20 protein-coding genes are annotated in these 26,992 nt (G+C 49.7%); 13 read left to right on the forward strand and 7 right to left on the reverse strand.

What is annotated here, in order from left to right; genetic code table 11:
* Window positions 1-140: 140 nt before the first annotated feature.
* Entirely contained in the window at window positions 141-2,429 is a 2,289-nt protein-coding gene (locus OGY04_RS10395) for an FdhF/YdeP family oxidoreductase (protein ID WP_286585234.1), read from the forward strand.
* Between the two features lie 153 nt (window positions 2,430-2,582).
* Complete coding sequence (gss, locus tag OGY04_RS10400; protein WP_060683236.1) at window positions 2,583-4,442, forward strand: bifunctional glutathionylspermidine amidase/synthase; 1,860 nt, start codon at window positions 2,583-2,585, stop codon at window positions 4,440-4,442.
* Window positions 4,443-4,693: 251 nt separating this feature from the next.
* Here gss and OGY04_RS10405 read toward each other — a convergent pair whose 3' ends face one another.
* The 7 genes from OGY04_RS10405 to OGY04_RS10435 form a co-directional block, all read right to left on the reverse strand.
* Window positions 4,694-4,849 carry a hypothetical protein gene (locus tag OGY04_RS10405; RefSeq protein ID WP_186805001.1) on the reverse strand — a complete coding sequence of 52 codons (156 nt, stop codon included), beginning with the start codon at window positions 4,847-4,849 and terminating at the stop codon, window positions 4,694-4,696.
* 122 nt (window positions 4,850-4,971) lie between these two features.
* Entirely contained in the window at window positions 4,972-6,081 is a 1,110-nt protein-coding gene (locus tag OGY04_RS10410; protein ID WP_286585235.1) for a hypothetical protein, read from the reverse strand.
* A 1,139-nt stretch (window positions 6,082-7,220) separates the two neighbouring features.
* Window positions 7,221-7,610: a hypothetical protein gene (locus OGY04_RS10415; RefSeq protein WP_286585236.1), complete on the reverse strand. Its 390-nt coding sequence runs from the start codon at window positions 7,608-7,610 to the stop codon at window positions 7,221-7,223.
* Between the two features lie 539 nt (window positions 7,611-8,149).
* A complete protein-coding gene (locus OGY04_RS10420) occupies window positions 8,150-9,211 on the reverse strand; it encodes a PAAR domain-containing protein (RefSeq protein WP_286585237.1) in 1,062 nt (353 codons plus the stop codon).
* A 35-nt stretch (window positions 9,212-9,246) separates the two neighbouring features.
* Window positions 9,247-11,220 (reverse strand): type VI secretion system Vgr family protein, encoded by a 1,974-nt coding sequence (locus OGY04_RS10425; protein WP_081364675.1) that lies wholly within the window; start codon window positions 11,218-11,220, stop codon window positions 9,247-9,249.
* Window positions 11,221-11,823: 603 nt separating this feature from the next.
* Window positions 11,824-12,552, reverse strand: coding sequence for a peptidoglycan recognition protein family protein (locus OGY04_RS10430; RefSeq protein WP_071445514.1), 729 nt, complete (start codon window positions 12,550-12,552; stop codon window positions 11,824-11,826).
* A 474-nt stretch (window positions 12,553-13,026) separates the two neighbouring features.
* Window positions 13,027-13,545 carry an Hcp family type VI secretion system effector gene (locus OGY04_RS10435; protein ID WP_047408665.1) on the reverse strand — a complete coding sequence of 173 codons (519 nt, stop codon included), beginning with the start codon at window positions 13,543-13,545 and terminating at the stop codon, window positions 13,027-13,029.
* 674 nt (window positions 13,546-14,219) lie between these two features.
* Here OGY04_RS10435 and tssB point away from each other — a divergent pair.
* Genes tssB through vasI form a run of 11 tightly spaced genes read left to right on the forward strand, consistent with a single transcriptional unit; the run spans window position 14,220 to window position 26,988 of the window.
* A complete protein-coding gene (gene tssB / locus OGY04_RS10440) occupies window positions 14,220-14,726 on the forward strand; it encodes a type VI secretion system contractile sheath small subunit (RefSeq protein ID WP_071445512.1) in 507 nt (168 codons plus the stop codon).
* Window positions 14,727-14,745: 19 nt separating this feature from the next.
* On the forward strand, window positions 14,746-16,227 hold the full coding sequence (gene tssC / locus OGY04_RS10445) for a type VI secretion system contractile sheath large subunit (protein ID WP_286585238.1): 1,482 nt from the start codon (window positions 14,746-14,748) through the stop codon (window positions 16,225-16,227).
* Window positions 16,228-16,232: 5 nt separating this feature from the next.
* Window positions 16,233-16,655 carry a type VI secretion system baseplate subunit TssE gene (tssE, locus tag OGY04_RS10450; RefSeq protein ID WP_071445507.1) on the forward strand — a complete coding sequence of 141 codons (423 nt, stop codon included), beginning with the start codon at window positions 16,233-16,235 and terminating at the stop codon, window positions 16,653-16,655.
* 5 nt (window positions 16,656-16,660) lie between these two features.
* Window positions 16,661-18,493: a type VI secretion system baseplate subunit TssF gene (gene tssF / locus OGY04_RS10455; protein ID WP_071445504.1), complete on the forward strand. Its 1,833-nt coding sequence runs from the start codon at window positions 16,661-16,663 to the stop codon at window positions 18,491-18,493.
* Window positions 18,460-19,503, forward strand: coding sequence for a type VI secretion system baseplate subunit TssG (tssG, locus tag OGY04_RS10460; protein WP_071445502.1), 1,044 nt, complete (start codon window positions 18,460-18,462; stop codon window positions 19,501-19,503). The genes tssF and tssG overlap by 34 nt, the downstream gene beginning before the upstream one ends.
* A gap of 28 nt (window positions 19,504-19,531) precedes the next feature.
* The gene (gene tagH, locus OGY04_RS10465) at window positions 19,532-20,806 is read left to right on the forward strand and encodes a type VI secretion system-associated FHA domain protein TagH (protein ID WP_502872412.1); all 1,275 of its coding nucleotides are present in this window, start codon (window positions 19,532-19,534) and stop codon (window positions 20,804-20,806) included.
* A 23-nt stretch (window positions 20,807-20,829) separates the two neighbouring features.
* Window positions 20,830-21,336, forward strand: coding sequence for a type VI secretion system lipoprotein TssJ (gene tssJ / locus OGY04_RS10470; RefSeq protein WP_502872413.1), 507 nt, complete (start codon window positions 20,830-20,832; stop codon window positions 21,334-21,336).
* Window positions 21,337-21,338: 2 nt separating this feature from the next.
* Window positions 21,339-22,682, forward strand: coding sequence for a type VI secretion system baseplate subunit TssK (tssK, locus tag OGY04_RS10475; protein WP_071445497.1), 1,344 nt, complete (start codon window positions 21,339-21,341; stop codon window positions 22,680-22,682).
* 3 nt (window positions 22,683-22,685) lie between these two features.
* Window positions 22,686-23,495, forward strand: coding sequence for a type IVB secretion system protein IcmH/DotU (gene icmH, locus OGY04_RS10480; protein ID WP_240500708.1), 810 nt, complete (start codon window positions 22,686-22,688; stop codon window positions 23,493-23,495).
* Window positions 23,496-23,506: 11 nt separating this feature from the next.
* Window positions 23,507-26,245 carry a type VI secretion system ATPase TssH gene (tssH, locus tag OGY04_RS10485; RefSeq protein ID WP_071445495.1) on the forward strand — a complete coding sequence of 913 codons (2,739 nt, stop codon included), beginning with the start codon at window positions 23,507-23,509 and terminating at the stop codon, window positions 26,243-26,245.
* Window positions 26,242-26,988: a type VI secretion system-associated protein VasI gene (gene vasI, locus OGY04_RS10490; protein ID WP_071445494.1), complete on the forward strand. Its 747-nt coding sequence runs from the start codon at window positions 26,242-26,244 to the stop codon at window positions 26,986-26,988. The genes tssH and vasI overlap by 4 nt, the downstream gene beginning before the upstream one ends.
* The last annotated feature ends 4 nt before the right edge of the window (window positions 26,989-26,992 follow it).

Raw genomic sequence — 26,992 nt, forward strand, 5'->3', positions numbered from 1 at the left:
TGTCGCTTTGTGCTGAAAGGGGAAGATAAATCTAACCCGTTCATTGTACCTGGCCCGTACTCCATGAAGAGGAAATCAATGTTGGACGGAAATTGCTACCGTATTCACCATCAAAAATTGGCGGTGAATAAGCAGTAATAATGAAAAATGGTGTTCCAGGAGTAAGCGGTTATCAGGGCCCTGCGGGTGGGTGGGGTGCGGTAAAAGCCGTCACTGCTTCGGTGTTTTCGCAAAAGGCTGTCGCGCGCGACATTATCGCGATGTTCAAAATGAACCAGGTGAAAGGGTTCGATTGTCCGGGCTGTGCGTGGCCGGACCCCGGGCATCGTGCGCCAATGGAGCTGTGCGAAAATGGCGTTAAGGCGGTTTCCTGGGAGACAACCAGTAAGAAAGCGTCACCGGAATTTTTCAGTCGTCACCCGGTTTCCACACTCTGGCACTACAGCGATTATGAACTGGAAAACATTGGTCGTTTGACGCATCCAATGAAATACGATGCAGTGTCAGACACCTGGCAGGCGGTGGATTGGGATATCGCCTTTCGGGAGATCGGCGAGCGTCTGCGCAGCTATGATTCAGCACAACAGGTTGAGTTTTATACCTCCGGCAGAACGTCAAATGAGGCGGCGTTCCTGTATCAGCTGTTTGCCCGCGAATATGGTAGCAGCAACTTTCCTGATTGCTCAAACATGTGCCACGGACCGACCAGCGCAGGGCTAACGCCAGCCATTGGCCTTGGGAAAGGGACCGTTGAACTTGATGATTTTGACCACTGCGATCTGGTGATTTGTATCGGGCATAACCCTGGTACTAACCATCCACGCATGCTGACCACCTTACGCGACGTTGCCAAACGTGGAGCCAAAATTATCTCCATCAACCCGCTGAACGAAAGGGGGCTTGAGCGCTTTAGCTTCCCGCAAAGTGCGAAAGAGATGTTCACCGGTCAGGCGACGGAGCTGAGCAACGACTACTACCAGGTAAAAATGGGCGGTGACGCCTCGTTGCTCAAAGGCATAATGAAGGCGCTGATCGAAATGGACGAAGCGCGGATCCTACTGGATCAGCAGCCGACGCTCGATCATGCGTTTATCGACCAACATACCTCGGGATATGCAGCGCTGTATGACGACTTACGTCAGCATAACTGGGCTGAGCTGGAACAGGACTCGGGCCTGACGCGCAGTCAGATGGAAGATCTGGCGCACAGCTACAGTAAATCCAGCGCCACGATTGTTTGTTATGGTCTGGGCATCACTCAGCATAAAAACGGCACCGAGAACGTTCAGCAGCTGGTAAATCTGTTGTTGCTGAAAGGCAATATGGGTAAGCCGGGGGCGGGGATCTGCCCGTTACGCGGCCATTCTAACGTGCAGGGCGATCGTTCTGTGGGGATCAACGAAGCGGCGTCCGAAGACTTCCTGCAACGCCTTGAGAAGCATTTTTCTATCCGCGTTCCGCGCAAACATGGACGCTCCAGCGTGGTGAGCATTCGGGCCATCGAGCGGGGAGATGCAAAAGCGCTCATCTGCATGGGCGGCAATCTGGCGGTAGCGATGCCCCAGCCGCAGCGTACCTTTGCGGCGATGAAAAATCTGGATCTGCAGGTCCATGTGGCGACCAAACTGAACAGATCGCATCTGCTGCTGGCAAAGCATAACTACCTGCTACCTGCATTAGGCCGAACGGAGCGCGACATGCAGGCGACGGGGATTCAGTCAGTCACCGTCGAAGATTCTATGTCGATGGTCCACGCTTCCTGTGGCGCGCTGAAGCCGGCTTCCCGCTGGCTAAAATCGGAGCCCGCGATTGTGGCGGGCATGGCGCGTGCCACGCTGCCGCATTCTCCGATCAACTGGGAAGCATTTACCGGGGACTACGCGTTGATCCGTGACGCCATTGAAGCCGTGATCCCGGCGTTCCACGATTACAACGCACGTATTGCCGAGCCGGGCGGATTTCGTATGGATACACCTGCTTCGCGCCGTGAATGGCGAACGGAGAATGGCAAAGCCAACTTTATCGTCAGCCATCAGCGGGCGGTAGAGCGGGAACATCAGCCTGCTGATGCACTGGTTCTGGCGACGCTGCGTAGCCACGATCAGTACAACACCACGATTTATGGGATGAACGATCGCTATCGTGGCATTACTGGCCGTCGGGATGTGGTGTTTTTAAGCGCCGAAGAAGCGACGAGCCGCGGTCTGAGCCAGGGTGATGTGGTCAACGTTCAGGCGCTGGACGACAACGGTCAGCCCTGCGCGGATCGCATCATGTACGGCTTAACGGTGGTGATTTACAACATGGCGGCTGGCTCAATTGGCGCTTATCTGCCTGAAGCGAATGTCCTGCTTTCGCTGGATGCAGTAGATACACAAAGTTTGACTCCGGCGTATAAAAGCGTACCGGTCACCCTGACCAAAGCGTAGTTCCTGCTGTGAATTTTTCGCCTCTGAGCGCCAGCCGCTGCGTTGAGGTGTATGATGATGTCGACCTCTGTCCGGTTAGTGTCGCAGAGCAGGCAATCAGAGCGAAAAATTCACGCCAACCTGCTCAGGCTGTATTGTTTTGAGGTAAGGTGCATGAGCAAAGGAACGACCAGTCAGGATGCCCCATTCGGGACATTATTGGGCTATGCCCCAGGTGGCGTAGCAATCTACTCTTCAGATTACAGCTCCCTCGACCCACGGGACTACGACGATGATGCAGCATTTCGCAGCTATATCGACGATGAATACATGGGCCACAAATGGCAGTGCGTAGAGTTCGCACGCCGCTTTCTCTTCCTTAACTATGGCATGGTCTTCACCGATGTGGGTATGGCCTGGGAGATCTTCTCCTTACGCTTCCTGCGCGAAGTAGTGAATGACAACATCCTACCGTTACAGGCATTTCCGAATGGCTCGCCCCGCGCGCCGGTAGCAGGGGCTCTGCTTATCTGGCAAAAAGGCGGCGAATTTAAAGATACCGGGCATGTGGCGGTCGTCACCCAGTTGCTGGAAAACAAAATCCGTATTGCCGAACAGAACGTGCTCCATACGCCGCTGCCTCCCGGACAGCAGTGGACCCGCGAACTGGAGATGGTGGTTGAGAACGGTTGTTACACCCTGCGTGATACCTTTGACGACACGACCATTCTTGGTTGGATGATCCAGACCGATGATACCCGTTTCAGCCTGCCGCAGCCGGAGATCGCCAATGACTCGCTGAAAATTGGCGGCGCGCGACTGGAAGATAACGGGCAATTTGACGGTAAATGGCTGAATGAGCAGGATCCGCTGCAAAAAGCCTACGTGCTGGCGAACGGCCATGTGATTAATCAGGACCCGCATCAATACTTCACCATTACCGAGAGCGCCGAGCAGGAGCTGATTAAAGCCACCAACGAGCTGCACCTGATGTATCTGCACGCGACCGATAAGGTGCTGAAAGACGACAACCTGCTGGCACTGTTTGATATCCCGAAAATCCTCTGGCCGCGCCTGCGCCTTTCCTGGCAGCGTCGTCGGCATCATATGATTACGGGGCGTATGGATTTCTGTATGGATGAACGTGGACTGAAGGTGTATGAGTACAACGCCGATTCCGCATCGTGCCATACCGAAGCCGGTTTGATCCTCGAAAGATGGGCCGAGCGTGGTTACACAGGGCAGGGACACAACCCGGCTGAAGGGTTGATCAACGAACTGGCGGGGGCCTGGAAGCACAGCCGCGCACGTCCGTTTGTCCACATCATGCAGGATAAGGATATCGAGGAGAACTATCACGCGCAGTTTATGCAGCAGGCGCTGCGTCAGGCCGGGTTTGACAGCAAAATTCTGCGAGGTCTGGATGAACTGTGCTGGGATGATGCCGGTCAGCTGATTGACGGTGACGGCCGTCTGGTGAACTGCGTCTGGAAGACCTGGGCGTGGGAAACCGCAATTGAACAGGTGCGCGAGGTCAGCGAAACGGAGTACGCCGCGGTGCCAATTCGTACCGGGCATACGAATCAGGAAGTGCGTTTAATCGACGTGCTGCTGCGCCCGGAAGTGCTGGTCTTCGAACCTCTGTGGACGGTGATCCCTGGCAACAAAGCGATTCTGCCGATCCTCTGGCAACTGTTCCCGCACCACCGTTATCTGCTTGATACGGATTTCACTGTTAATGAAGAGCTGGCGCAAACCGGTTATGCGGTGAAACCTATTGCAGGACGTTGTGGCAGCAACATCGATCTGGTGAGTCATCAGGAAGAGCTACTGGATAAAACCAGCGGTAAGTTTGCCGAGCAGAAGAACATTTATCAGCAGCTTTGGTGTCTGCCAAAAGTTGCCGGTAAATATATCCAGGTTTGTACCTTTACCGTAGGTGGTAACTACGGCGGTACCTGCCTGCGTGGTGACGAGTCGCTGGTGATTAAAAAAGAGAGCGATATTGAACCGCTGATTGTGGTGAAGGAATAACCGCTCAACCCCTGTGATGGTGATGTTGCCATCACGGGGGCTTTTGACCTGCGCTGATTTTTACTCATGCCAAATCGATAGCATTGGAAATACGCCAACTTAGTATCATCAAATAAGTCAGCGCTTTCGCTGATTCAGGCTGATTGTAAGCCTTATTATAAGGGTCGCAAAATCCAGGGCAAGATTACGAAACCCCGCAAGGATTGACGCGAGGTACTCTCTGTCCATTGCCGCTCTTTCGTGATCTTGCCCTAAGCTGCCACCAGGTCCGGAAGCCCGCTGGCGATGTCCACTTTGAGGGCAAAAGGAGTGGAATGTGGCTGGTAAAGGCCGAAGCCCACCACTGCGGTGGCTGTCTCCGGCAGTCCGTCCACGTTCAGCGTAAAACGCAATTCTTTTAATGACATGTTGTTCTCCCTGGTGTTTACAGGAATAAAGACATTCCGCTGTTCAGCGGCAGTACAGTGTTACGCTTGTGTTCAGGCACGCTACCTACTCTGCTAAATTATTGGGTCTATTGAGTGTTATATCAATGCTCAATATAAAACTGATCTTCATACTCTAAGTCGTAGTTATTAAGTGAATTTAAGATAATATCTATTGCTCGTTTTCCCGCGGCCCAGGAACCGAAATGTTGTTTTTGTAGAGCAAATGACCCAATTATATAGAACCAACTTTCCTGAATCTTTCCGGCAAAAACAACTAACATGCCTTCTCCATTTCTTGCATTCTTTACTTTTAACTCACCAGTCCATAATTCCGTAATGTTCTTATTGAATATATCTTTGCGTTCTCTTAGTGAAATTTCATCAATTTCAAGGTGATTATTTTCTTTTAGTTGACTGACAATTAGTTTACAAACCTGTTCTTTATTGATTGCCGCATCATGGTATAAAAAATAGCCATCAATAATGCCATGAACGTTACTTTCTTCTTTTAAAGATAACGAATAGTAGCTCATCTTTTCGTTATTATATCGTTCTGAATATAGCCATGAGGCAGGGTAATAAAAGGAATGGTTTGCAGGTACATCCAGATTTATACTCTTTAGTTCTTCTGCCAAATGCCATTTTGAGTCATTAATTAAAGTGAAAAAATTCACACAATGAAAGAGATCCTCAGCCAGCGATTCATAATCCTTCCAGTTGCAACAGGCTTTTACCATTATCACATTGGCCCTGTTGTTTTCAAAATCATAATTTTTAAATACTCTGATTCTTGATGTGATGGTTTCGATATCGATATCTTTTTTTGTCAAAAAATCAGCATATCGACCACTAACGCTATAATAATATTTACAGTAAAGGATTTCTTCACCTAAAAGGTCTAATATATATTCTCCCCAGTCACTGGCATCGATGTCGTTATTTATATGTTCATAGACTACATCAACTTCTGTAAAGGGGTATTTTGCTCCAGAAATGGTCTGATAGCAGCCAATAGCATAGAGGTTATTGGTTCCTGCGATTAGCTCAGGTTTAATGCTGACCGGTTTTACATCTAGTGGGAGTAATATCTTGTAATATAAGCTTGTTACTTCTGAGGATGTATAGCGGCATCGCCAAAAATGCTCTTTTTGGTATTCAAAACTATATGTCACTGCCCTTGGGATGGATGGTTTGTTATTGCTTTCTCTCATTATAATAACTCTCTCTGGATTATCTACATTTCGTTTTTTAACATAAAATACATCACAACTAGAAAACCCAAATTAAAAGCCAATTTATATCCTTTAGATACCAGATTCTCTCCTTCAATGAAATTTTTAAGAAGTGATTTTTTGATATTTTCTTGGTTATATTTTTGATGGAACGATACTATATTATTGACGCCAGCATCAATAAGAGAAAATACAAAAAAATACAAAAACAGATAACAGCCGATAAGAAAGCATATAGTTGACAATCGAGTGTATTGTAAATCATCATTTAACATAACACTAATGCAGGAAAGTAGTAAAAAAGCTACAACCCCAAATAACATTCTAAACATTCTATTGTATTGGTTCATTTAACCTCCAATGATAACAGTTGCTACACCTGAATGGAATAATTCCACATTACCGATAGTTGAATCGATAAGAGAAAAAAGTAACAACCAATAAAAACAAGCGTTCGCCAAGCCAGTGTCCATTGGCATAGTGCCAACTTGGGTTAATAATAAAAACCATCTTTCTAGGTGATGTTTTAAAAATTTTGTCACATTGGCTAATTTAAATCTGAAATATTCATTGTTTATTATAAAATGTTTTTAATATTTAAGTATTATGAAATTAAAAACCATGTAAATATAAAATAAAAACACACAGCTTCAGAGAGATATTTATCGTGTATTTATGCCTCGCGAATGAAGAAATTAGCTTTTTATTAATATTATCATTGTTAAATTTGATATGGAAGGAGTATATTTTTCAATCCCAATGTCGACTAATGAAAATGCGCTATAGTAAAAAACATAAATCCTGATAACGCCACAAGAAATTTAACAAGTATAATGCTATGTACATGATGTATGTTTTTAATCAATAAAAAGCAAATCAGAGATGACAATGCAATACCAAAATAAAATCTAAAAATTTGTTATGATACACCTTGATAATATTGCTTAAAGTTTCATAGAAGAACAATACTAACCTCCAATGATGACGTTTGTTTTTCCAGTCAATATAACACCTGATGTTGAAATTGCCAACCCCAGTAATACAGGCCAAGGGGTTTCAGTGAAGGGGCCTATTTGTATATCGTCCTCCCAATCAATTCCAATAACCAGTGCAAGCTTTCATGCCAGCTTTACTCTGAACATGAGATTATCTGTATCCCACCAAACCCCACTTTTCAGGCCTCCCCCTACTGAGCCAGCACTTACAGCAAGGGAACTTTTTTGTTTTAAATATTTAGATTCCAGAGCACTTGATAATTCGCCTTTTGCGGCAGCTGCTTCAGCCCCCAATTCAAAAGCAGCGCCTCCTTGATGCTTATCCTCACCATTAATTAATGTTTCAGAGGCTTTTGCTTCAGCAGTTCCAAATGTTCCTTCTATTTTTATATCTTTAAAATCACCCGAATTTTCCTTTCCAAAACTAACCCCCGTATTTATAGAAAAACCGGTAGCCTTTACACCATATGTTCCTGATAACTGTGTATCGTTTGAGATAGTACCTGCATTCATTTCTACTTTACCAACAACAGTTCCTAAATTTTCTATCTTATCATTTTTTTCATAATAATATTTCTGAGTTGTCTTGGTTGTATTTATAAAGTTTGATGTGCAGAATGAATAAGGATTTAAAATTAGCCATTGCTTAAATGTTGCTATGAGTGGTGGTTGTCAATTATGGTATGTACATAAGATACATGAAACACGCATATATATATATAAAGACAAATATGAGCTTAAGGAATCTTGATATGTTAAATTGATTGGATAAATACCATTTTATTGGTTGTCTGTCGATGTTGGTACTATTATTTTTTATATGAAATGCAGCTAATCGTTTAGCACCACCATCTATCATTGAAAAAATAGTATAGTAAAAAAAAGCATAAATACCAAGTAGGTGTACTATTTTTAATGATGTTATATTTCGAACGTGATGAAATATAATATATACTGAAAGGAGGTATAGGGCAATACCTAAAAAAAATCTAAATACAAGATTATTGTATAATGGAAAGACAGATTCTGATATGCGAATAATTTTACTCATATTATCCCCCAATAGTAACAGTAGATGCACCTGATAGCACTATACCAGATTTGGAAGAGGTAAATCCAAGTCGCTCTTGAATAGGGACGCTAGTAAATGGTCCAAGCTGGATATCAATATCGCCCCCTAATCCTAATATAAATGCTATTTTCCCTGACAATTGAACTTTTACCATTATATTATCAAAATCCACCCATGCCCCTCCTCCCAATCCTAAACCTGCCGACCCAGCAGTTCCATCAACGGAACCTTTCAATTTAAAATATTTTGAGTCTATAGCACCTGAAAGCTGCCCTTTTGCAACAGCTGCCTCTGCTCCAAGTTCAAAGGCGGCACCAACTCTTGCTTCGTCAAGATCGTGTGTTAAATTATAGTTGCCTTTTCCTTCAGCTAACCCGATTGTACCTTCAGCTTTTGCCTCCACATAGTCACCAGATCCTGCTTTTCCTGAACTGAGGTCTACATTCCCAGAAATACCCTCTAACTTTGCATCAACCGAGCTGGAATGTACATCCTCATTTGCAACTGTCCCTGCCTTCATTTCAGCCTTGCCAACAGTACCTCCGAGACTAATGTTCGTCCCACTTTCTCCAATCGGATGATTTAGTTGAAAATCTATAATGCCTGCTTTTAAGTCACTCGTATCATATTGACCATCACCATCACCATCACCATCACCATCACCATCCGTTAGAGCTGACACTGCGTATCCAGTATATAATTTAAACTCATCTGAGCCATTTGGATTTTTTACCGAGCCATCTTCATTTCTATTTTTAACTATTGTTATAGAATGATATTCAGGAAGTTTAGGTCCTGTTGTCGGTGGTAATGATTTTTTACCACAAACTACCTTATCCCCTTTTCTGGCGGCAGGTATTCCATTTATTGTAACTGTTTTAGAACCTTCACTGATTACACCGGGCCCATGCTCTTTACAAACAAAAGTATCCCCCATTCGAGCAGCCGGAAAACCTCCTGTTGAGACATTACTACTGCCTGATGTTATTGGCCCATCATGTCCGGCTGTATCTGCCGTTTGTCTTGCTGCATCCTTACCCATATCGCATTCTCTTATGTGGCAATTAACTAATTTAATTATGGATTTAATTTTAACATGCCACCGGTCAGCACCTGTTCCTCGCTACCATCTGCTGATAATTTTTTGGTATTGACATGATATTCATCTTTCGCAGTATTCTTAATTATTTTTCCACTAATCGTAATTTCTCCATTCTCCAACAAGGTAATGCTCGACTCTCCACAAATAAACTCGATCTTCTCTTCTGAAGAAACGCTGATGGTTTTTTTTACCTTTATTGTTTGCTTCCCTTCATGAAGGGTAATTTCCTGATCTCCTTTATCTATATCGGTTGTTTTATTTCCTTCAGTAACTTCGGTGATCTGATTATTAACTACCGTTGTTTTTTGATCATTAGCTACCGTCACCGTCTGGTCATGACCACCTGCCTTTTTACTGCCCACCTTCACTGTTTGCCCCACAACCACCGTCTCCGTATGGTTGTTGTTTACCGTCGTGGTCCGGTCGTGCAGCACCTCCGTATCCATGTTCTTCTGCGCATGGATATACACCCGCTCCTTTCCGGTGGCGTCATCAAACGTCAGCTCGTTAAATCCGCCGCCTTTATAGGTTTTCGAGCGGATGGTCATCTGCGTTTTCGTGCCCGGCAGACTGCCCGGTGGGCGGTTGTCCTGGTGGTAGGTGCGTCCCATGATGATGGGCTGGTCCGGGTCGCCGTTGAGGAAGTCCACAATAACCTCCTGGCCCACACGCGGAATGGCGAGATTGCCAAATCCCGTTCCCGCCCACGCCTGCGATACCCGTACCCAGCACGAACTGTCCTCATTCCCCGGACAGTAACGGTCCCAGTGAAAACGTATCCGCACCCGGCCATGTTCGTCACAGAAGATTTCTTCCCCGGCCGGGCCGGTGACGATGGCGCTCTGTGGGCCGTCTACGGAGGGCTTCGGCAGGGGAGGGACACGCCATGTTCTGTCGGCCGGGATAACCTCGAAACGATTGCTGAGAGTGGTTCCTGTTCCCTGACTGCCATGCAGTGCCTGCGGCTGGTCTCCTGCCAGTACGCTACCCACAATCTGCCATTCCCTGTTCAGCGATACTGATGGATGTCCTGTCAGGGTAAAGCGCTTCCCCGGCCACATTTTTGGTGAGTTACTGTAACCTGTTGCTGTCTCTGCATTATGTCTCCGGCCCTCAATCTGGTAGCGGGCAAACGCCTGTCCGTGGGATTCGTCTTTGAAACGTCCGGGATAATCGAAGATTTCATACTGCGTGAGTTGGCCGTTCAGGTTCTCAGCAGCGCGGTTGTAATAGCCGGGCCAGGCGGGCGTTTTGAAGGTGTAGTCCTGAGTTTCGACGGATGAAGGCCGTATCTGCGCATGATATCTGAACTGGCTGATGTGTTCGGTGGATGCCTCGGCCGTCGTATTCGGATTAAATGGCATGGATCCCAGTGACGATACTCCTGCCACATCATCGCAAAGTACCAGCTTTTGCTCTGTCCCTTCCGGAGTGCACCAGTCAAAATAAAAGATGCCTTCTTCTGACCACAGGCGGTTCAGGAAGGCAAGGTCAGTCTCACCGTACTGCACGCAGAACTCGCGTGCCGGGTGCGGCTCATAAAATACCGGGGTCCACCCGGTGATACCATTTTCACTGAGCAGGGTGGAGGAGATGGCTTTGATATCCTGCTGCTGGAAGATGCGGAAGTTCTGGCGTAAACCGCTTCTCCAGAGTGGTGGTGAGATAATTATATGGTATCCCATCTGCCAGTGATTGTTTTCACTGAGGGTTACGGCAGAGACAATACCACTGATATAGCGTAATGGCTCCATTCCCTGCCAGATGGTCAGTACGGCATTTTTTTCCAGGAAATCAGTTGCGGTCAGGTCAGAAAGACCGCTGGCAATATCCACTATTAGCTGGAAAGGTTTTGAGTAATGCTGAGTAAGTCGAAAACTGACCACCGCGGTGGTCATTTCCGACAGACCGTCCACTGCCAGTGTGAAGCGCAGTCCTTTTAACGACATATTACCTCCTGATGGTGATTGTCAACGGATTTACCTCAAATTCTCTTACAATGCTTTTATTAATTTGGTTGTTTAGTAGAGGAGTGAAACATCAGATAACTATATCCTGTAAGTTTAATTTTTCATCAATGTTTATTCTGTAACTCATGTTAATTCTTATCTTGCATTTTGTTAGCAGAAAATACATGTCTCCTGGATTTATCTGGGCCGTTATATTAGACGGTCGTATCATTCAGTCGGGTATATAGAATCCATTAGTAAGAAGTTTTTTCTTTATTGTTTTTCTACATTCCGATAGTTGTTTTCCATACCTTACTTGGCAGTAATTATACAATTTATCATTCTCATTTTTGGTTGTTGGTGAATCTCTTAGAATGTCAGAAGGCGAGACAGGTAATTCAAAAAATAAAGTTGATGATATGGTGTGTTTAATGAAAGGAATTGGTATCCAGGGCATGTCGCCTTCTTCATAGTATAGCTGTTTATCTATTCCAAGTAGAAAATATAAAAAAATAGATAAGATGATAAATTTATGGAATGAATGGGATCGCATATATAATATTGTACTCGAGAAAAATTTTCATTCGAAAACAAGTGTTAATTTCAGGGGGCACTTAACTTGAACTTTGTTCTGAGATTGGCAGCAATCTGAAGACCATAAGTTCCTGGACAAGCACGACCTAAGCCATTTAAAGAGGCAAACTCCCTATGTCCTCCTAACTGTGTGATTGGGAAAAATTTTATAAGAGTCCTAACTAAGACATTAATAGCATTTTTCTGTTTATCGGTAGGTATATCAACGGATATATCCCAGTCATCCTTAACTTGTCCGGCAAACTCACTTAATGATCCCCATCGGGATGGTCCAAATTGTGAGGCTTCACCTGGTAAACTAAAATCTGATAAAAAAACTATACCAATTTTTCCTGTGTTTGCCCCTTTTAGGTGAGCGCCTTTTTCTCTTATATCCAGAGCTTCATAAACTACACCTGTGCAATCTATAGCATAATGATAACTTAAGTGATTAAAACTTTTGATGTCGGTTTCTTCAGCCTGGCGCATTTTAGCTTCCCCATCTTTAGTACATGAGTAACTATTTCCAGCATGATGTATTACAATTGCAGGATAGTCCCAGTCTTCACCATCACTTCCTGGGGTGGTTTTTGCTTTCCAATCACTTCGTTTTCTGACAGTTATTCCTGCTTCATGCAAGTCAGAAAATATAGATTCCCTTACCTCGTTCTTTTTTTTACGTTCTTTTATGGACTTTGATATTGCATCAAGCCCTGTATGAATCAACTCTTCAGTTACTTTATAATAATCGTTTTCCATATTAAGACCGTTTGAATGTAATTGATGACTAAATGCTCATGAATTTATAAATTAACGTGTTGATTTTATTGTGAATTTTATGATGACCATCGTGCGGGAAATATACTTCTCTTATGTGTTCTCACTGCAAAATCATCACAGCCATAGGTCTACGTGCGTTACGTACTACCCGGCCTGCTTTCCCTTTAATTACTCTACTATTTGGCACTGCTATCTATTCTGCTTCCATTGTAAAACTCTGTCCTTTTAACGACATATCAACCTCCCTAAAGTATGACTCTCGCTGTTTAGTGACTGTGACGGTACGTACAGTGTTACGCTTGCGTTCAGGCACGCTACCGCCGAAGTTTCCGGCGTCCGCCATCTCCCGTAAAAACGTAATTCCTTACTGACAGCCTTCTTCTTTATTGATTGCCTGTGGCGCAATACAAAAACAGCACCCTGCCCGTGAGGGCCGGATGCTGTGGTTTTAACTTATGCTTCCAGCGGTGCACGCCAGTCGTCAGCACCGGAAGTACCGGACTTGATGTGTTCCCACTCGACTTTACGGTACGCCAGTGATACGGCGAGCAGCTGAGTGAACTCACGCTGTGTCGGGTCCTGGCAGTGCGGCATATGCAGGTTCATATCCACAATCGTTGAGTCCGTCAGGCGGGTAGTGAAGTAATGTTCCTGCTTACCTTCGACAGAAGTGCGCCACCAGTGCAGTTCAACTTTTGGCAGCATCTCACCGGACGCCAGCGCGTTATACAGTAGCGGAACGGCTTTATTCAGCGCCACGGTAAAGATGAATGGCTTGTGGGCACGCTGGCCTGCGGGCTGACCGGACTGTGGGTCGGTTGGCACGGTGACGTTGTGCAAAAACTCCTGCACCAGCATTTCGTCTTCGTGGCCCTGCACATAGATGTTACCGACAGAATCGGCGGTGAATGCGCCAGCGGTGATATTGCCCTGAGTCTGGCCTGTTATTGAAATGTAACATGGGGTTGGCATTTGTCGTGCTCCTTGTGGGTGTTGTTAACAACTATTTCCGGTGGTCTGCCGTTAATTCCCGACAGGCCGATAATAATGCGGCTCACTCCAGGAGTCGCATTATGCTTCTGCATCCGGCTTACGAACAAACCGAAGATGTGGTAACTCGATGAATGATATTTAATATTTATTAATTATGTTTTTAATTTAATCTAAATATATATTATCAACTATTGCAATTCATTTTCTCAGATGCCTATGTCTGGAAATGGACATTGGTTAATCATGAATAATATTATATTCGCTGCGCTTTATTGAGAAAAGTCTGTGAGGTGTTTCTTAATATGTTTCATCCTTTTATCCATAAGTTTTATACATAGCAATCCACTATAATTATTCCTGATAATGCATAAAATAAATTCATTTAAATTCAATGCGTTATGGTTTTGCATTGTGCGATTTTGTGTTGCTTTTGTTTCTTCTGTACTTATATCTATCGAGCGAATAATAAAATTATACCCTTCTTTCAATTGAAGAAAAAGATCTTTTAAAATTTATCATTGAGCGTAAAATGCGGAGCATGAAGGGTGTGGAATTTATCTTTTACTGCCACTGGAACGGCATTGTTAGTAATTTTTTGTAGTAACGAAAATGCTGTGTTCATGGCTCGAGCGACAATCTTACGGACTATTTTTATGAGCAGCAGAAAAAATGACAGCAGTGGCAGTATTGCCCCTAAAGAACGTGTAAATATTAAATTTCAGCCGAAAACGGGAAACCAGACAGCAGAAGTGGAACTGCCGCTTAATTTATTAGTAACCGGCAATCTGACAGGTGGAACAGATGACACTCCGCTGGACGAACGCCAGCCTGTTGCTATTAATCGTAACAATTTTAACGCCGTGCTGGATCAGGCGGATATCGGGCGTGATTTTACGGTGCCCTCTGCGCTTAGCGAAGCTTCTGATGTACGTATGAACGTCAATCTGAAAGTGAAATCACTGGCCGATCTGTCACCGGACAATATTGCCGCCCAGGTTCCGGAGATGCGCAAAATGCTGGAACTGCGCGAAGCGCTGGTTGCACTCCGGGGGCCAATGGGCAATATGCCTGCCTTCCGTGCGCAACTTCAGGCTCTGCTTGCTGACGAAAAGAGCCGCGAACAACTGATTGCGGAGCTGGGCCTCGCTGGCCGGAAATAACTTGTACAAGGATTTCAGTATGTCAGAAACCACCTTACCGGAAGCGCTTGCTTCCACTGCATCTGTCGCCGCACCCAGCCTGCTGGATGAGATCATGGCGCAGACCCGTTTTAAACCAGAATCAGAAAGCTACGATATCGCCCGTCAAGGTGTGACTGCCTTTATCACCGCACTGTTGCAGGATGATGAGACAGAATCAGTCGATATCCTGGCCGTTAACGGCATGATTGCTGATATTGATGCGCGTATGGGCCGCCAGATGGATCTGATCCTCCATGCCCCGGAGTTTCAAGAGATGGAGTCGTTCCTACGCTCACTGAAGCTGCTGGTTGACCATGCCGATCCGCGTGAAAACATCAAAATTCACATCATGCACGCTACTAAAGAAGAGCTGTTGGATGACTTTGAATTTTCAGCGGAAATAACCCAGTCTGGGTTCTATCGGCATGTCTATTCCAGCGGTTTTGGTCAGTTTGGCGGTGAGCCGTTTGCCGCAGTGATTGGCAATTACGCTTTTAACAATACCGCTGCTGATATGAAGCTGCTGAAGTATGTTAGCGCCGTCAGTGCGATGAGCCACTGCCCATTTCTGTCTTCCGTATCACCGGAATTCTTTGGTCTGGATTCGTTTACCGAACTTCCTGGCATTAAAGACGTTGCTGCTATTTTTGAAGGCCCGGCCTACACCAAATGGCGTTCGTTGCGCGAGTCCGAAGATTCCCGCAATCTGGGCCTGACAGCACCGCGTTTCCTGCTGCGTCATCCTTATGCACCGGATGAAAACCCGGTTAAGAGCTTTAACTACCATGAAAACGTCAGCAAAAATCATGAGCATTATCTGTGGGGAAACACGGCTTTTTTGCTTGCGGCAAACATGGCTGAAAGTTTCATGTCCACCCGCTGGTGCCCAAATATCGTCGGTCCGCAGAGCGGTGGCGCGGTAAAAGATTTGCCGGTGCATTTATATGAAGCCATGGGCCAGCTTCAGGCCAAAGTTCCGACCGAAATTCTCATTACCGACCGGCGGGAGTATGAACTGGCGGAGCAGGGCTTTATTACTCTGACAATGCGCAAAGGCTCTGATAATGCGGCATTTTTCTCTGCCAATTCGGTTCAGAAACCCAAAGTGTTCCCTAACACGGTGGAAGGGAAGGAGGCTGAAACCAACTACAAACTTGGTACGCAGCTCCCTTATCTTTTCATCATTAACCGACTGGCGCACTACATCAAAGTATTGCAACGCGAACAGCTTGGTTCATGGAAAGAAAGAGGGGATCTGGAGCGTGAGCTGAACGGCTGGATACGCCAGTACGTAGCTGACCAGGAGAACCCGCCTTCTGACGTGCGCAGCCGTAAACCGCTGCGTCAGGCGAAGATTGAAGTCTCTGATGTGGAAGGTGAACCAGGCTGGTACCAGGTTGCTCTGAGCGTCCGTCCGCACTTTAAGTACATGGGGGCATCATTTGAGTTGTCCTTGGTCGGGCGTCTGGATAAAGAGTAGTCACCATGATAATGGAGCGGGAGTCTGGGGGGAGTCTGTTTGAACGTATCGGGGAGGCGGCAAAACCATCTTCACGCCAGCGCCCAAAGACGGCGCTGTTGCATTCTATACGCGATAACCTGCGCAATATCCTCAACACCCGTTCCGGTAGCTGTTATGGCTCACCGGAGCTGGGGATCACGGATTTTATCGACAGGCCACCCGAGCGCCAGAACATCCGGGAATGGATGGTTCAGGCGATCCAGAACTGTATTCTGCGTTACGAACCCCGGATATCGGATGTGGCGGTGACTGCTGCCACAGAGGATAGCCATGCGCCACTGAACCTGCGTTTTCATATTGTGGCATATATGGATTTCAGCGACAGGCAGGATGTCCTGGAGTTTGACATTCTGCTGGATAACCACCAGCACTGGTGCGTGGAGTAAACCTGATGGCCTTCGAAGAGCGTTATTACCGCGAAGAACTGGACTATCTGCGTCAACTGGGCAAACTTCTTGGTCGTGAAAAACCCCATCTTGCCCGTTTTCTGGCCGAGAAAGAGGGCGATCCTGATGTGGAACGCCTGATGGAGGCATTTGCTTTCCTTTCTGGTGGCCTGCGGCAAAAGCTGGAGGATGAGTTCCCGGAGTTTACGCACAGCCTGATTAATATGCTGTGGCCCAATTATTTACGTCCTGTACCGTCAATGGCCGTGGTTGAATACAACCCTGTTGCGACACAGTTTTCTGCGCCCGTTCAGGTTTGTCGTGATGAACTGATTTGCTCAGGCCCGGTTCGCGTGACGTCTTCGGGACGTAAGATTCTGGCCGGGGATGATGCTACCCAGTCTCCTGTATGCCATTTTACTCTGGCACGCGATACCTGGCTGCAACCGTTACATATTCGCGATGTGCGTAACACCAGCACGCTGAAAAAAGGGTACGTTGACATTGATTTTTTCACCGAAGGTAGTGTTTCTCCCGACACATTGGATCTGAATAAACTCACTTTCTGGCTGGGAAACGGAGATGACTATACCCGCCAGCAACTCTATTTATGGTTCAGTGAGCGGTTAATGGATGCGGAACTGGTGGCTGGAGAGCGGCGTATTCCCCTACCGGATTTGTGGCTGGACGCAGCTGGGTTTGAACGGGAAGATGCACTATTGCCGTGGCCGAAAAACGTCCATAGTGGCTATCGCGTGCTTCAGGAGTATTTTTGCTACCCGGAGAGCTTTTTCTTCTTTCATTTACAGGGGGCCACGTCGCTACCGGCAGACTTCCCGGTCGGCGCGTTTACACTGCGTTTGCATTTTAATCTGCCATTACCTGTGGATATCAAGCTTCGCAAAGATTCACTGCGCCTGTACTGTACGCCGGTGGTGAATTTATTCGCTCACCATTCTGAGCCTGTCAGGCCGGACGACAGTTCACCGCAATATGCGTTACGGGCCAGTCAACAGAACCCGGAACACTATGATGTTTTCCAGGTGAAGACGGTTTCCAGTAAGGTTGCAGCGTCGGATAAAACTCCCGGTCCTGATGAAGCAATACATATCTGGCCTGAGTTTGAAGGGTTTCAGCATCAGATCGAGTACAGCCGTCAGCGTGAAGTTGTCTACTGGCACCACCGCACCAGAACCTCCCTGTTTCATCGTGGTCTGGAACACGCCATTGCCTTTGTTCACGCCGATGGCAATCAGCCTGACTCTTCCCGGCTGAACGGTGAAGTATTCACCGCTTCGCTGGTGTGCACTAACCAAATGTTACCTGCGTCACTGCATACCGGCGATATCTGCGTTCCTGTTAACAAAAATCCAGCGGTGGCATCGTTCAGCAACGTTACGCGCCCGACCCGTCCTCTGTATCCAGTAACGGATGGCGATATGCACTGGTCGCTGATTTCCTGCATGAACCTGAACTACCTTTCGCTGTTGGACCGGGAGGCGCTGATCCAGGTGTTGCGTACCTTCGATATGCCGGGTATCCACCATCCACAGCAGGCACGGCTTTCCTCACAGAAGCTCGATGCCATCGAAAAAATGGAATCCCGCCCGGTTGACCGTCTGTTTAAAGGCGTCCCGGTTCGCGGTCTGTCCACCACGCTGTGGATCAATCCCGCCCCCTTTGTCTGTGAAGGCGAGATCTACCTGTTGGGTACCGTACTGTCATACTTTTTTGCGCTGTACGCCAGCATCAACTCATTTCACTGCCTCAAAATTATTAACACGGAAAGTCAGGAGTCCTGGGAATGGCAACACACAGGCCAGCACGCCCTGATGTAGGGGAAACGCTACCGCTCCCGGATGTGCGCGGGATGAATTTTTATGTGCTGATGGAGTCACTGTACCGCCAGTATGGTGAGCCGGGCTGTGAGCCATCCCTGCGCACCGAACCGGAGCATGAAGTGGCGCTGTTCAAATCTGATGCCAGTATTGCCTTTCCGGGCAGCGATCTGAGTACGCTTGAACGCAGTGACAGCGGGCAGTTTATCCTGACGACAAAATTCCTGGGCTTCTCCGGCAGTCAGTCGCCGCTGCCCGGCTATTACCTGGATCGGATGGCGCGCGAATCTGCGCAAAATGAAGAGGGGCTGAAAGCGTTCCTCGATCTGTTCAGCCACCGCTGGACGCAGTTTGCTTACCATGCCTGGCGCAAATACCGCTATTACGTCTGTTTTCGCAACGGTGGAACTGATGTCTTTTCACAGCGGATGTATGCGCTGGTGGGCCTGGGCAATCAAAGCGTGCGAGACAAACTCGCCATCAATCACAGCAAAATGCTGGCCTACGCCGGGATACTGGCAACACCTGGGCGCTCGCCGGACGTGGTAAGTAACCTGGTCAGCCACTGCTTCGATTTACCTGATGTCAGCATCGAAAATTGGCAGTTGCGTAAGGTAGTCCTTGAACCCGCGCAACAAAACCGGCTGGGCGTGCGTAATCCTAAACGGAAAACGGCCGGGTATGTGCCGGGCCGCTCGGTGATCGGCGTTAATTTTACCCTCGGTGCCAGAGTGCCGGATCGCAGTGGAAAATTTCTGTTGCGGATCGGTAATCTCTCGATGGCGCGCTACCTCTCTTTTTTACCGGAAGGCGAAAACCACCAGGCGCTGACGATGTTTGTCTCCTTTCTGCTACGCGATCAGTTCGCCTGGGATCTGCGGCTTGATCTCGCACCGGACCAGGCGAAGGGAATGCGGCTGGGCGATCGCTCTCGATCCTGTATCGGACGCACGGCGTTTATCGGCCAGCCGAAAATGCCGCCAACCGTCACCCTCCATATTAGGGATTAATTTAATGGAAACGCAAATGGCTGAGGAAATAACGCACGCTCCCGTACTCTCACTGACGCTACAGGTGATGAACGGTAACGAACTGGAGAGCGGACGCGCCGCAAAATGTCTGTTTACCGCCGATGGCGGGGAAATTGGCAACGCATCCACCTGCCACTGGCCGGTGCAGGACAGGGCGGGTTCTGTTGCCGAACGCGCCTGTCAGGTGGTGATGCATGACGGCACATTTTGTCTGAAAAGCCTGGTATCGGGGCTGATGATTAACCTGGCACCGGTGTCCACGGAGACCGGGCTGGTGCGCCTGCGGCAGGGCGATGAGGTCGTTCTGGGGGCTCTGGCGCTGAAGGTATTTATCCACAATGGACAGCTGGTCAGCTACAGCGAACAGATGGCGGCACCGGAAACCATCGTCACCAACCGTGACCGCCTGGCAGACGCGCTGCTGACGACGAACGGTCAGCCTGCGTATCCGGGCATGCCCCGAATGCACCAGCTTGCGGATACCGTGGTCAACAGCTTTTCCGCCGATCCGCTTCAAGCACTCCAGATGGAAAGTCTGACAGTGGCAGGCGATCCGCTTGCGGGGGTTGTCCCTGTCCGCTCTTCTGTTCCTGACAGGGATGGCGTGATCGACACCCCGTTTATGGATTTACCGCCGCGGTATTCCGATCAACAGACTCGCTACGAGGATGCGGCATCACCGACAGATACTGCCCAGCTCCATCTTGCCGTGACCCCGCTGTTGCGTGGGCTGGGCGGCTCGCTTGCCGTGCGTAACTCACAGGATGCCGATGATTTTCTGGAAGAAGCAGGGCGGACGTTGCAGGCGGCGATAAAAGGTCTGCTTGAGCTACAACAGCGCCGCAACAGCCTGTCGGACAAGCATCTGCGTCCGCTGGAAGATAACCCGCTGCGCCTGAATATGGACTACACCACCGCCCTTGACGTGATGTTTGCGGAAGGCAAAAGCCCGGTGCATCTGGCGGCACCCGCCGCCGTTGGTGAGAGTCTGCGCAATATCCGTCATCACGAAGAGGCCAACCGGGCCGCGATTGTCGAATCGCTGCGCGTGTTGCTGGATGCGTTCTCGCCGCAGAGCCTGATGCGTCGCTTTGTGCATTACCGGCGCAGCCATGAATTACGAAAGCCACTGGATGATGCCGGTTCCTGGCAAATGTACTGCGATTACTACGACGAACTGGCCTCCAGCCGCCAGCAGGGTTTTGAAATGCTGTTTAACGAAGTCTATGCCCAGGTGTATGACCGGGTACTACGCGAAAAACAGCGGGAGCCGGAAGCATGACAGGACGTTTTTTTCGTTTCTGCATGGTGATGTTGCTTTTCAGCCTCACCCTGACAGGCTGCGAAACGGTGAAAAAGTTCGGCCAGGTGATTAAGAACCCGGATGTTCAGGTCGGGAAACTGGCAGATCAGTCATCGGAGGTAACGGTCACGTTACTGACCGAGCCTGACACGAATATCAATGCGGACGGTGAGGCGGCTGCGGTTGATGTGCAACTGATTTATATGAGCGATGACTCGAAGTTGCAGGCGGCTGACTACGACATGGTTGCCAGCACGCCGCTGCCGGAGGTGCTGGGGAAAAATTATATCGACCACCAGGACTTTAACCTGCTGCCGGATACCATAAAAACGTTGCCGCCAGTGAAACTGGATGAAAAAACGCAGTTCATTGGTGTGGTGGCGTACTTCTCTGATGACCAGGCCACTGAGTGGAAGCAAATCGAACGAGTAGAAGGAGCGGGTCATCACTACCGTCTGCTGGTGCATGTACGACAGGGCAGTATCGAAATGAAGAAAGAGGACAACTGAGAATGGCGACCATGAAAAACAGGGTGATCTGGCAAGAAGGTCTGTTTGCCCTGCCGCAGCACTTCCAGCAGCAGCAGCGTCATCAGGAATATTTGCTGAACCAGCGTATGAGTGCGCAGGATGATTTTGCCTGGGGATTCACCTCGTTGTCGATTAATACCGAGCTGCTTGCCCAGGGGAAACTGATGCTGGACTACGCGACGGGTTGTATGCCGGATGGCACGGTGTTCAGCATTCCGGAGCAGGATCAACTCCCTCTGCCGTACCAGCCGCTCGATCTCTCCCGATCCGGCAGCAATGATATTTATTTGGCATTGCCCGTTATCAGTGATATCACCTGTGAAATCGAAGGTCGCCGGAGTGCTGGGCAGGGAACAGAGCGTTACCGCCTGACCCAGGCCGATACCCGCGATTTGCATTCCGATGATGGCGACGTGCAGCCTATCGTGCTGGGACAACTGGCACCGAAAATCGTCAGCGGCGCGGACGATCTCAGCGCCATGGTCACGCTGCCGCTGTGCCGTATCCGCAGCCAGCAATCCGGTGGCGCACTGGTGCTGGATGACAGCTTTATCCCGACCAGTCAGGCCATCCGCGTAAGCCCCGTGCTGAACGGATTTGCTGGCGATGTGCAGGGGCTTCTCAGCAACCGCGCCAGCGAGCTGGCAAAACGTATCGGTTCGCCGGAGCAGAGCGGTATCGCAGATGTGGCTGAGTTCATGATGTTGCAGATGCTTAACCGCAGCCAGATGCACTTTACTCATCGTACCCACCTACACACCCTGCACCCGGAAACGTTTTATCTGGATCTGGTCCGCTTACTGGGGGAACTGATGACCTTTACGGAAGACAGTCGTCTGCCCTGTCCGGTGGAGCCCTACGACCACCGTAATCTTACGCAGTCGTTTAATTCCGTAATCCCGGAGCTGCGCCGGGCGCTCAACACCGTACTGATGCCGCGTGCGCAGAATCTGCCACTCGTCTTCTCTGACGGGTTTTATGTTGCCACGGTTAACGATCCGACCCTGTTGCGCTCCGGCACATTCATTCTGGCGGTGCGCTCACGGATGCCGCACAGCCAGCTTATTCACCAGTTTACCCAGCAGTCAAAAATCGCGGCCACCAACAAAATCCGCGATATGGTCAGTGTGCAGGTACCAGGTGTACCGCTGACGCCGCGAACTGCCGCCCCGCGCCAGTTACCGTACCACGACGGTTTTGTTTACTTCGAGCTGGACAAAGGTGCTGCCGCCTGGCAGGACGTGGTGAAAACCGGTGCGCTGGCGCTGCATATTTCCGGTACCTTCCCGGATCTGGGGATACAGTTGTGGGCGATAAGGGGTTAAACCATGAATGAGTCATTCGTTCCGTCCATTGACAGTCTGACCACAGGGAACCCGTCGGGAAAGGTCAATACTGCGCCGCAGCTCGTGGACGAAAGTCTCTCTGGTCGCCAGTACCGGCTGGCTCTGCGCGGTAACAGCATCAACCCGATGATTGACGCCGCCACACCCCTGCTGGGGATGGTGATGCGCGTGGACGGGATGAACAGCCAGAGTATGCCGGAACACCTTTTTGCGCAGGTGGTGACGGACGTTCAGGCCGTGGAACAATTGTTGCAGGAGCAGGGCTACGAGCCGGGTGTGATTGTCTCGTTTCGTTATGTTCTCTGCACCTTTATTGATGAGGCTGCGCTGGGCAATGGCTGGTCGAACAAAAACGAATGGATCAAACAGTCGTTACTGGTGCATTTCCATAATGAAGCCTGGGGCGGTGAAAAAGTGTTCATCCTGCTGGAGCGCCTGATCCGCGAACCAAAGCGCTATCAGGATCTGCTTGAGTTTTTATTTCTGTGCTTTTCGCTGGGATTTCGCGGGCGCTACAGGGTGGCTGCGCAGGATCAAGGGGAGTTTGAACAGATATATCGCCGCCTGCATCACGTTCTGCATCAGCTTCGTGGCGATGCGCCTTTTCCGCTGCTGCATCAGGATAAAAAAACGCAGGGCGGACGCTATCAGCTTATAAAACGACTGACTATTCGACATGTTCTCTGTGGCGGCATCGTCGTGCTGGCGCTGTTTTATTTCTTTTATCTGTTGCGGCTGGACAGCCAGACGCAGGATATTCTGCATCAACTGAACCGGCTGCTTGCCAGGTAAGGACACAACATATGATCCAGATTAATCTGGCCTCTCTGGTTAAGCATCTTAATCGGTTTTCCCGCCAGGCGCTGGAGGCTGCGGCGGCAGAGTGTATGAGCCAGCAGGCAACGGAAATCACCGTGGCACATGTGATGTTGCAGATGCTGGCAGCGGTGCGCAGTGACGTGAGGGTGATTGCTGGCCGGGCAGAAATTGATACAGATGCGCTTCGCCGGGCACTGACGGTGGAAAATTACACGACGTCGCGAGCGACAGACAGCTATCCGGCATTTTCGCCGATGCTGGTCGAGTGGCTGAAAGAGGGCTGGCTGCTGGCCTCCGCTGAAATGCAGCACAGCGAGCTGCGTGGTGGGGCCCTGCTGCTGGCCCTGCTGCATTCGCCGCTGCGCTACGTCCCGTCTGCCGCCGCCCGGCTGCTGACCGGTATTAATCGTGACCAGCTACAGCAGGATTTTGCACAGTGGACGAAAGAATCTGCCGAGTCCGTCGTGCTCAATGATGACGGGCAAACTCCCGGTGCCGTAGTTGATACCGGCGACAGCCTGCTTGGCCGATACGCCAAAAACATGACCGCAGACGCCCGTAACGGCAAACTCGATCCGGTCCTGTGCCGCGATAATGAAATCGACCTGATGATCGATATTCTCTGCCGCCGCCGCAAAAATAACCCGGTGGTGGTCGGTGAGGCGGGTGTCGGTAAGAGTGCGCTTATTGAAGGACTGGCGCTGCGTATTGTCGCAGGCCTGGTGCCGGACAAGCTGCGCGATACCGATATTATGACGCTCGATCTTGGCGCATTGCAGGCGGGGGCGTCCGTTAAGGGAGAGTTTGAGAAGCGTTTTAAGGGGCTGATGGCAGAAGTCATTCAGTCACCCAACCCTGTCATTCTGTTTATCGACGAAGCCCACACGCTGATTGGCGCGGGTAATCAGCAGGGCGGGCTGGATATCTCCAACCTGCTCAAACCGGCGCTGGCGCGTGGCGAGCTGAAAACTATCGCCGCCACCACCTGGAGCGAGTACAAAAAATATTTCGAGAAAGACGCCGCCCTGTCGCGCCGTTTCCAGTTGGTGAAAGTCAGTGAACCCACGGCAGCAGAAGCGACCATTATTCTGCGCGGCCTGTCAGCGGTATATGAACAGTCCCACGGCGTACTGATTGATGATGAAGCCTTACAGGCAGCGGCCACACTGAGCGAACGTTACCTTTCGGGCCGCCAGTTACCGGATAAGGCCATTGATGTGCTGGATACCGCCTGCGCCCGCGTGGCGATTAACCTTTCGTCGCCGCCGAAGCAAATTTCGGCGCTGACGACCCTGCGCCACCAGTGTGAAGCGGAAATGCGCCAGCTTGAGCGCGAGATCCGCATCGGCCTGCGGTCGGATACCTCACGACTGACGGAAGTTATCGTTCAGTATGACGAAACGCTGACCGAACTGGATGAACTGGAAGCGGCATGGCACCAGCAGCAGGCGCTGGTCCAGGAAATTATCTCGCTGCGTAAAGGGTTGCTGGAAGAAACCGACGCCAGCAGCAGTGAAGACATCACGCTACCGGATGCTGACGATAACACCACATCAACGGATGAACCCGAGGCAGAGCAGGTGGGCGCGGAACCTGAAATCCCTCCTGCTGTCCGTCTCGTGCAGTTAACTGCTGAACTGGAGGCGTTGCATCATACGCAACTGCTGGTTTCCCCGCACGTCGATAAAAAACAGATTGCCGCCGTGATTGCCGAATGGACCGGTGTGCCGCTTAACCGTCTGTCGCAGAACGAAATGTCAGTGATTACTGACTTATCTCAGTGGCTGGGTGAGACCATAAAAGGCCAGGATCTGGCGATCAGGCATCTGCACAAACACCTGCTGACCGCCCGCGCCGACCTGCGCCGTCCGGGACGCCCACTCGGCGCATTCCTGCTGGCTGGCCCCAGCGGTGTGGGTAAAACCGAAACTGTGCTTCAACTGGCGGAACTGCTCTATGGCGGTCGCCAGTACCTCACCACCATCAATATGTCGGAGTTCCAGGAGAAACACACTGTTTCGCGCCTGATTGGCTCCCCTCCGGGCTATGTCGGCTACGGTGAGGGTGGCGTACTGACCGAAGCGATTCGCCAGAAACCCTACTCTGTGGTGCTGCTCGACGAGGTGGAAAAAGCGCACCCGGATGTGCTCAACCTGTTTTACCAGGCGTTCGACAAGGGCGAGATGGCCGATGGTGAAGGCCGGTTGATCGACTGCAAAAATATCGTCTTTTTCCTGACGTCTAACCTCGGATACCAGGTGATTGTCGAACATGCCGACAATCTGGAATTAATGCAGGACGCGCTGTACCCGGTGCTGGCGGACTTCTTCAAACCCGCGCTGCTGGCTCGTATGGAAGTGGTGCCTTACCTGCCGTTATCTAAAGAAACGCTCTCGGTCATTATCGCCGGGAAGCTGGCAAGGCTGGATAACGTGCTGCGAACCCGCTTTAACGCGGAAGTGGTGATTGCATCGGCTGTCACTGACGAAATCATGCAGCGCGTCACCCGCGCCGAAAACGGTGCGCGAATGCTGGAATCGGTTATCGACGGCGAGATGCTGCCGCCACTGTCCCTGTTGCTGTTGCAGAAAATGGCGGCGAGCATCGCCATTGCCTGCATTACGCTGGACGTAGTGGACGGCGCATTTACTGCTGACATTGAAGATGTGCCGGATGAGGATACTCAGCCCGAAACCAAAACAGAGGACGAAGCTGTTTTATGAGCAGAATGCAGACGCTCCGGCAAACCGGACTGCTGATGGCTGGCCTGCTGGCGGGATTGTCTGCGGGTATTTCGTTCGCGAAAACGCCACCCGTACCCGGCGTCGTGGCCGCGCTGAGCAGCACCACATCCCCCGAGCCGGATACACAGGCCACGCTGAAAGCGATGCAGTCCTGTCGCCAGGAGCCTGCGGCGCTGGAACGACTCGACTGCTATGACCATATTTTGGCTCCGGGGCAATCCAGTTTTGATGGCGCGCTGGTAAAGGCCCGTTATGAAGGTGAGGCCTGGAAACGGGCTTTTGCTCAGGAAAAACAGCGTCCGGACAACTCCACCGCATTGATGATAACGCAAAGCGACGGAGAACATCCGACGGTGATTATCACCACACCCGCCATTGGTAACGTGCCGCCGCGCCCGGTGCTGATGTTCAGTTGCGTGGACAACATCACCCGGATGCAGGTGGCGCTGACACACACCATGGCGTCCAGTGATATCGCCGTGACGCTGACCACTGACACCGGACGCTTTCAGTCTCACTGGTTTATCCGTGAGAACGGCACTCTGCTGGAATCCAGCCGGGGGTTATCCGGCATTGACGAAATTAAACAACTCTTTGGTGCAAAAACGCTGACTATCGACACGGGCATGAACAGTGCAGCGGGGAAACTGACCTTTAATATTGACGAGCTGGCGAAAACCATCGCGCCGCTGCGCGATGCCTGTCACTGGGCGGGAGAATAATAAA

The sequence above is a fragment of the Citrobacter sp. Cpo091 genome (assembly GCF_030332645.1).
In the GTDB taxonomy this organism is placed as follows: Bacteria; Pseudomonadota; Gammaproteobacteria; order Enterobacterales; family Enterobacteriaceae; genus Citrobacter; species Citrobacter portucalensis.

Excerpts from the sequence above, each read along its gene's own strand:
- OGY04_RS10395 (WP_286585234.1), top strand. The coding sequence starts at position 141 with ATGAAAAATGGTGTTCCAGGAGTAAGCGGTTATCAGGGCCCTGCGGGT.
- gss (WP_060683236.1), top strand. The coding sequence starts at position 2,583 with ATGAGCAAAGGAACGACCAGTCAGGATGCCCCATTCGGGACATTATTG.
- OGY04_RS10405 (WP_186805001.1), bottom strand. The coding sequence starts at position 4,849 with ATGTCATTAAAAGAATTGCGTTTTACGCTGAACGTGGACGGACTGCCG.
- OGY04_RS10410 (WP_286585235.1), bottom strand. The coding sequence starts at position 6,081 with ATGAGAGAAAGCAATAACAAACCATCCATCCCAAGGGCAGTGACATAT.
- OGY04_RS10415 (WP_286585236.1), bottom strand. The coding sequence starts at position 7,610 with ATGAATGCAGGTACTATCTCAAACGATACACAGTTATCAGGAACATAT.
- OGY04_RS10420 (WP_286585237.1), bottom strand. The coding sequence starts at position 9,211 with ATGGGTAAGGATGCAGCAAGACAAACGGCAGATACAGCCGGACATGAT.
- OGY04_RS10425 (WP_081364675.1), bottom strand. The coding sequence starts at position 11,220 with ATGTCGTTAAAAGGACTGCGCTTCACACTGGCAGTGGACGGTCTGTCG.
- OGY04_RS10430 (WP_071445514.1), bottom strand. The coding sequence starts at position 12,552 with ATGGAAAACGATTATTATAAAGTAACTGAAGAGTTGATTCATACAGGG.
- OGY04_RS10435 (WP_047408665.1), bottom strand. The coding sequence starts at position 13,545 with ATGCCAACCCCATGTTACATTTCAATAACAGGCCAGACTCAGGGCAAT.
- tssB (WP_071445512.1), top strand. The coding sequence starts at position 14,220 with ATGAGCAGCAGAAAAAATGACAGCAGTGGCAGTATTGCCCCTAAAGAA.
- tssC (WP_286585238.1), top strand. The coding sequence starts at position 14,746 with ATGTCAGAAACCACCTTACCGGAAGCGCTTGCTTCCACTGCATCTGTC.
- tssE (WP_071445507.1), top strand. The coding sequence starts at position 16,233 with ATGATAATGGAGCGGGAGTCTGGGGGGAGTCTGTTTGAACGTATCGGG.
- tssF (WP_071445504.1), top strand. The coding sequence starts at position 16,661 with ATGGCCTTCGAAGAGCGTTATTACCGCGAAGAACTGGACTATCTGCGT.
- tssG (WP_071445502.1), top strand. The coding sequence starts at position 18,460 with ATGGCAACACACAGGCCAGCACGCCCTGATGTAGGGGAAACGCTACCG.
- tssJ (WP_502872413.1), top strand. The coding sequence starts at position 20,830 with ATGGTGATGTTGCTTTTCAGCCTCACCCTGACAGGCTGCGAAACGGTG.
- tssK (WP_071445497.1), top strand. The coding sequence starts at position 21,339 with ATGGCGACCATGAAAAACAGGGTGATCTGGCAAGAAGGTCTGTTTGCC.
- icmH (WP_240500708.1), top strand. The coding sequence starts at position 22,686 with ATGAATGAGTCATTCGTTCCGTCCATTGACAGTCTGACCACAGGGAAC.
- tssH (WP_071445495.1), top strand. The coding sequence starts at position 23,507 with ATGATCCAGATTAATCTGGCCTCTCTGGTTAAGCATCTTAATCGGTTT.
- vasI (WP_071445494.1), top strand. The coding sequence starts at position 26,242 with ATGAGCAGAATGCAGACGCTCCGGCAAACCGGACTGCTGATGGCTGGC.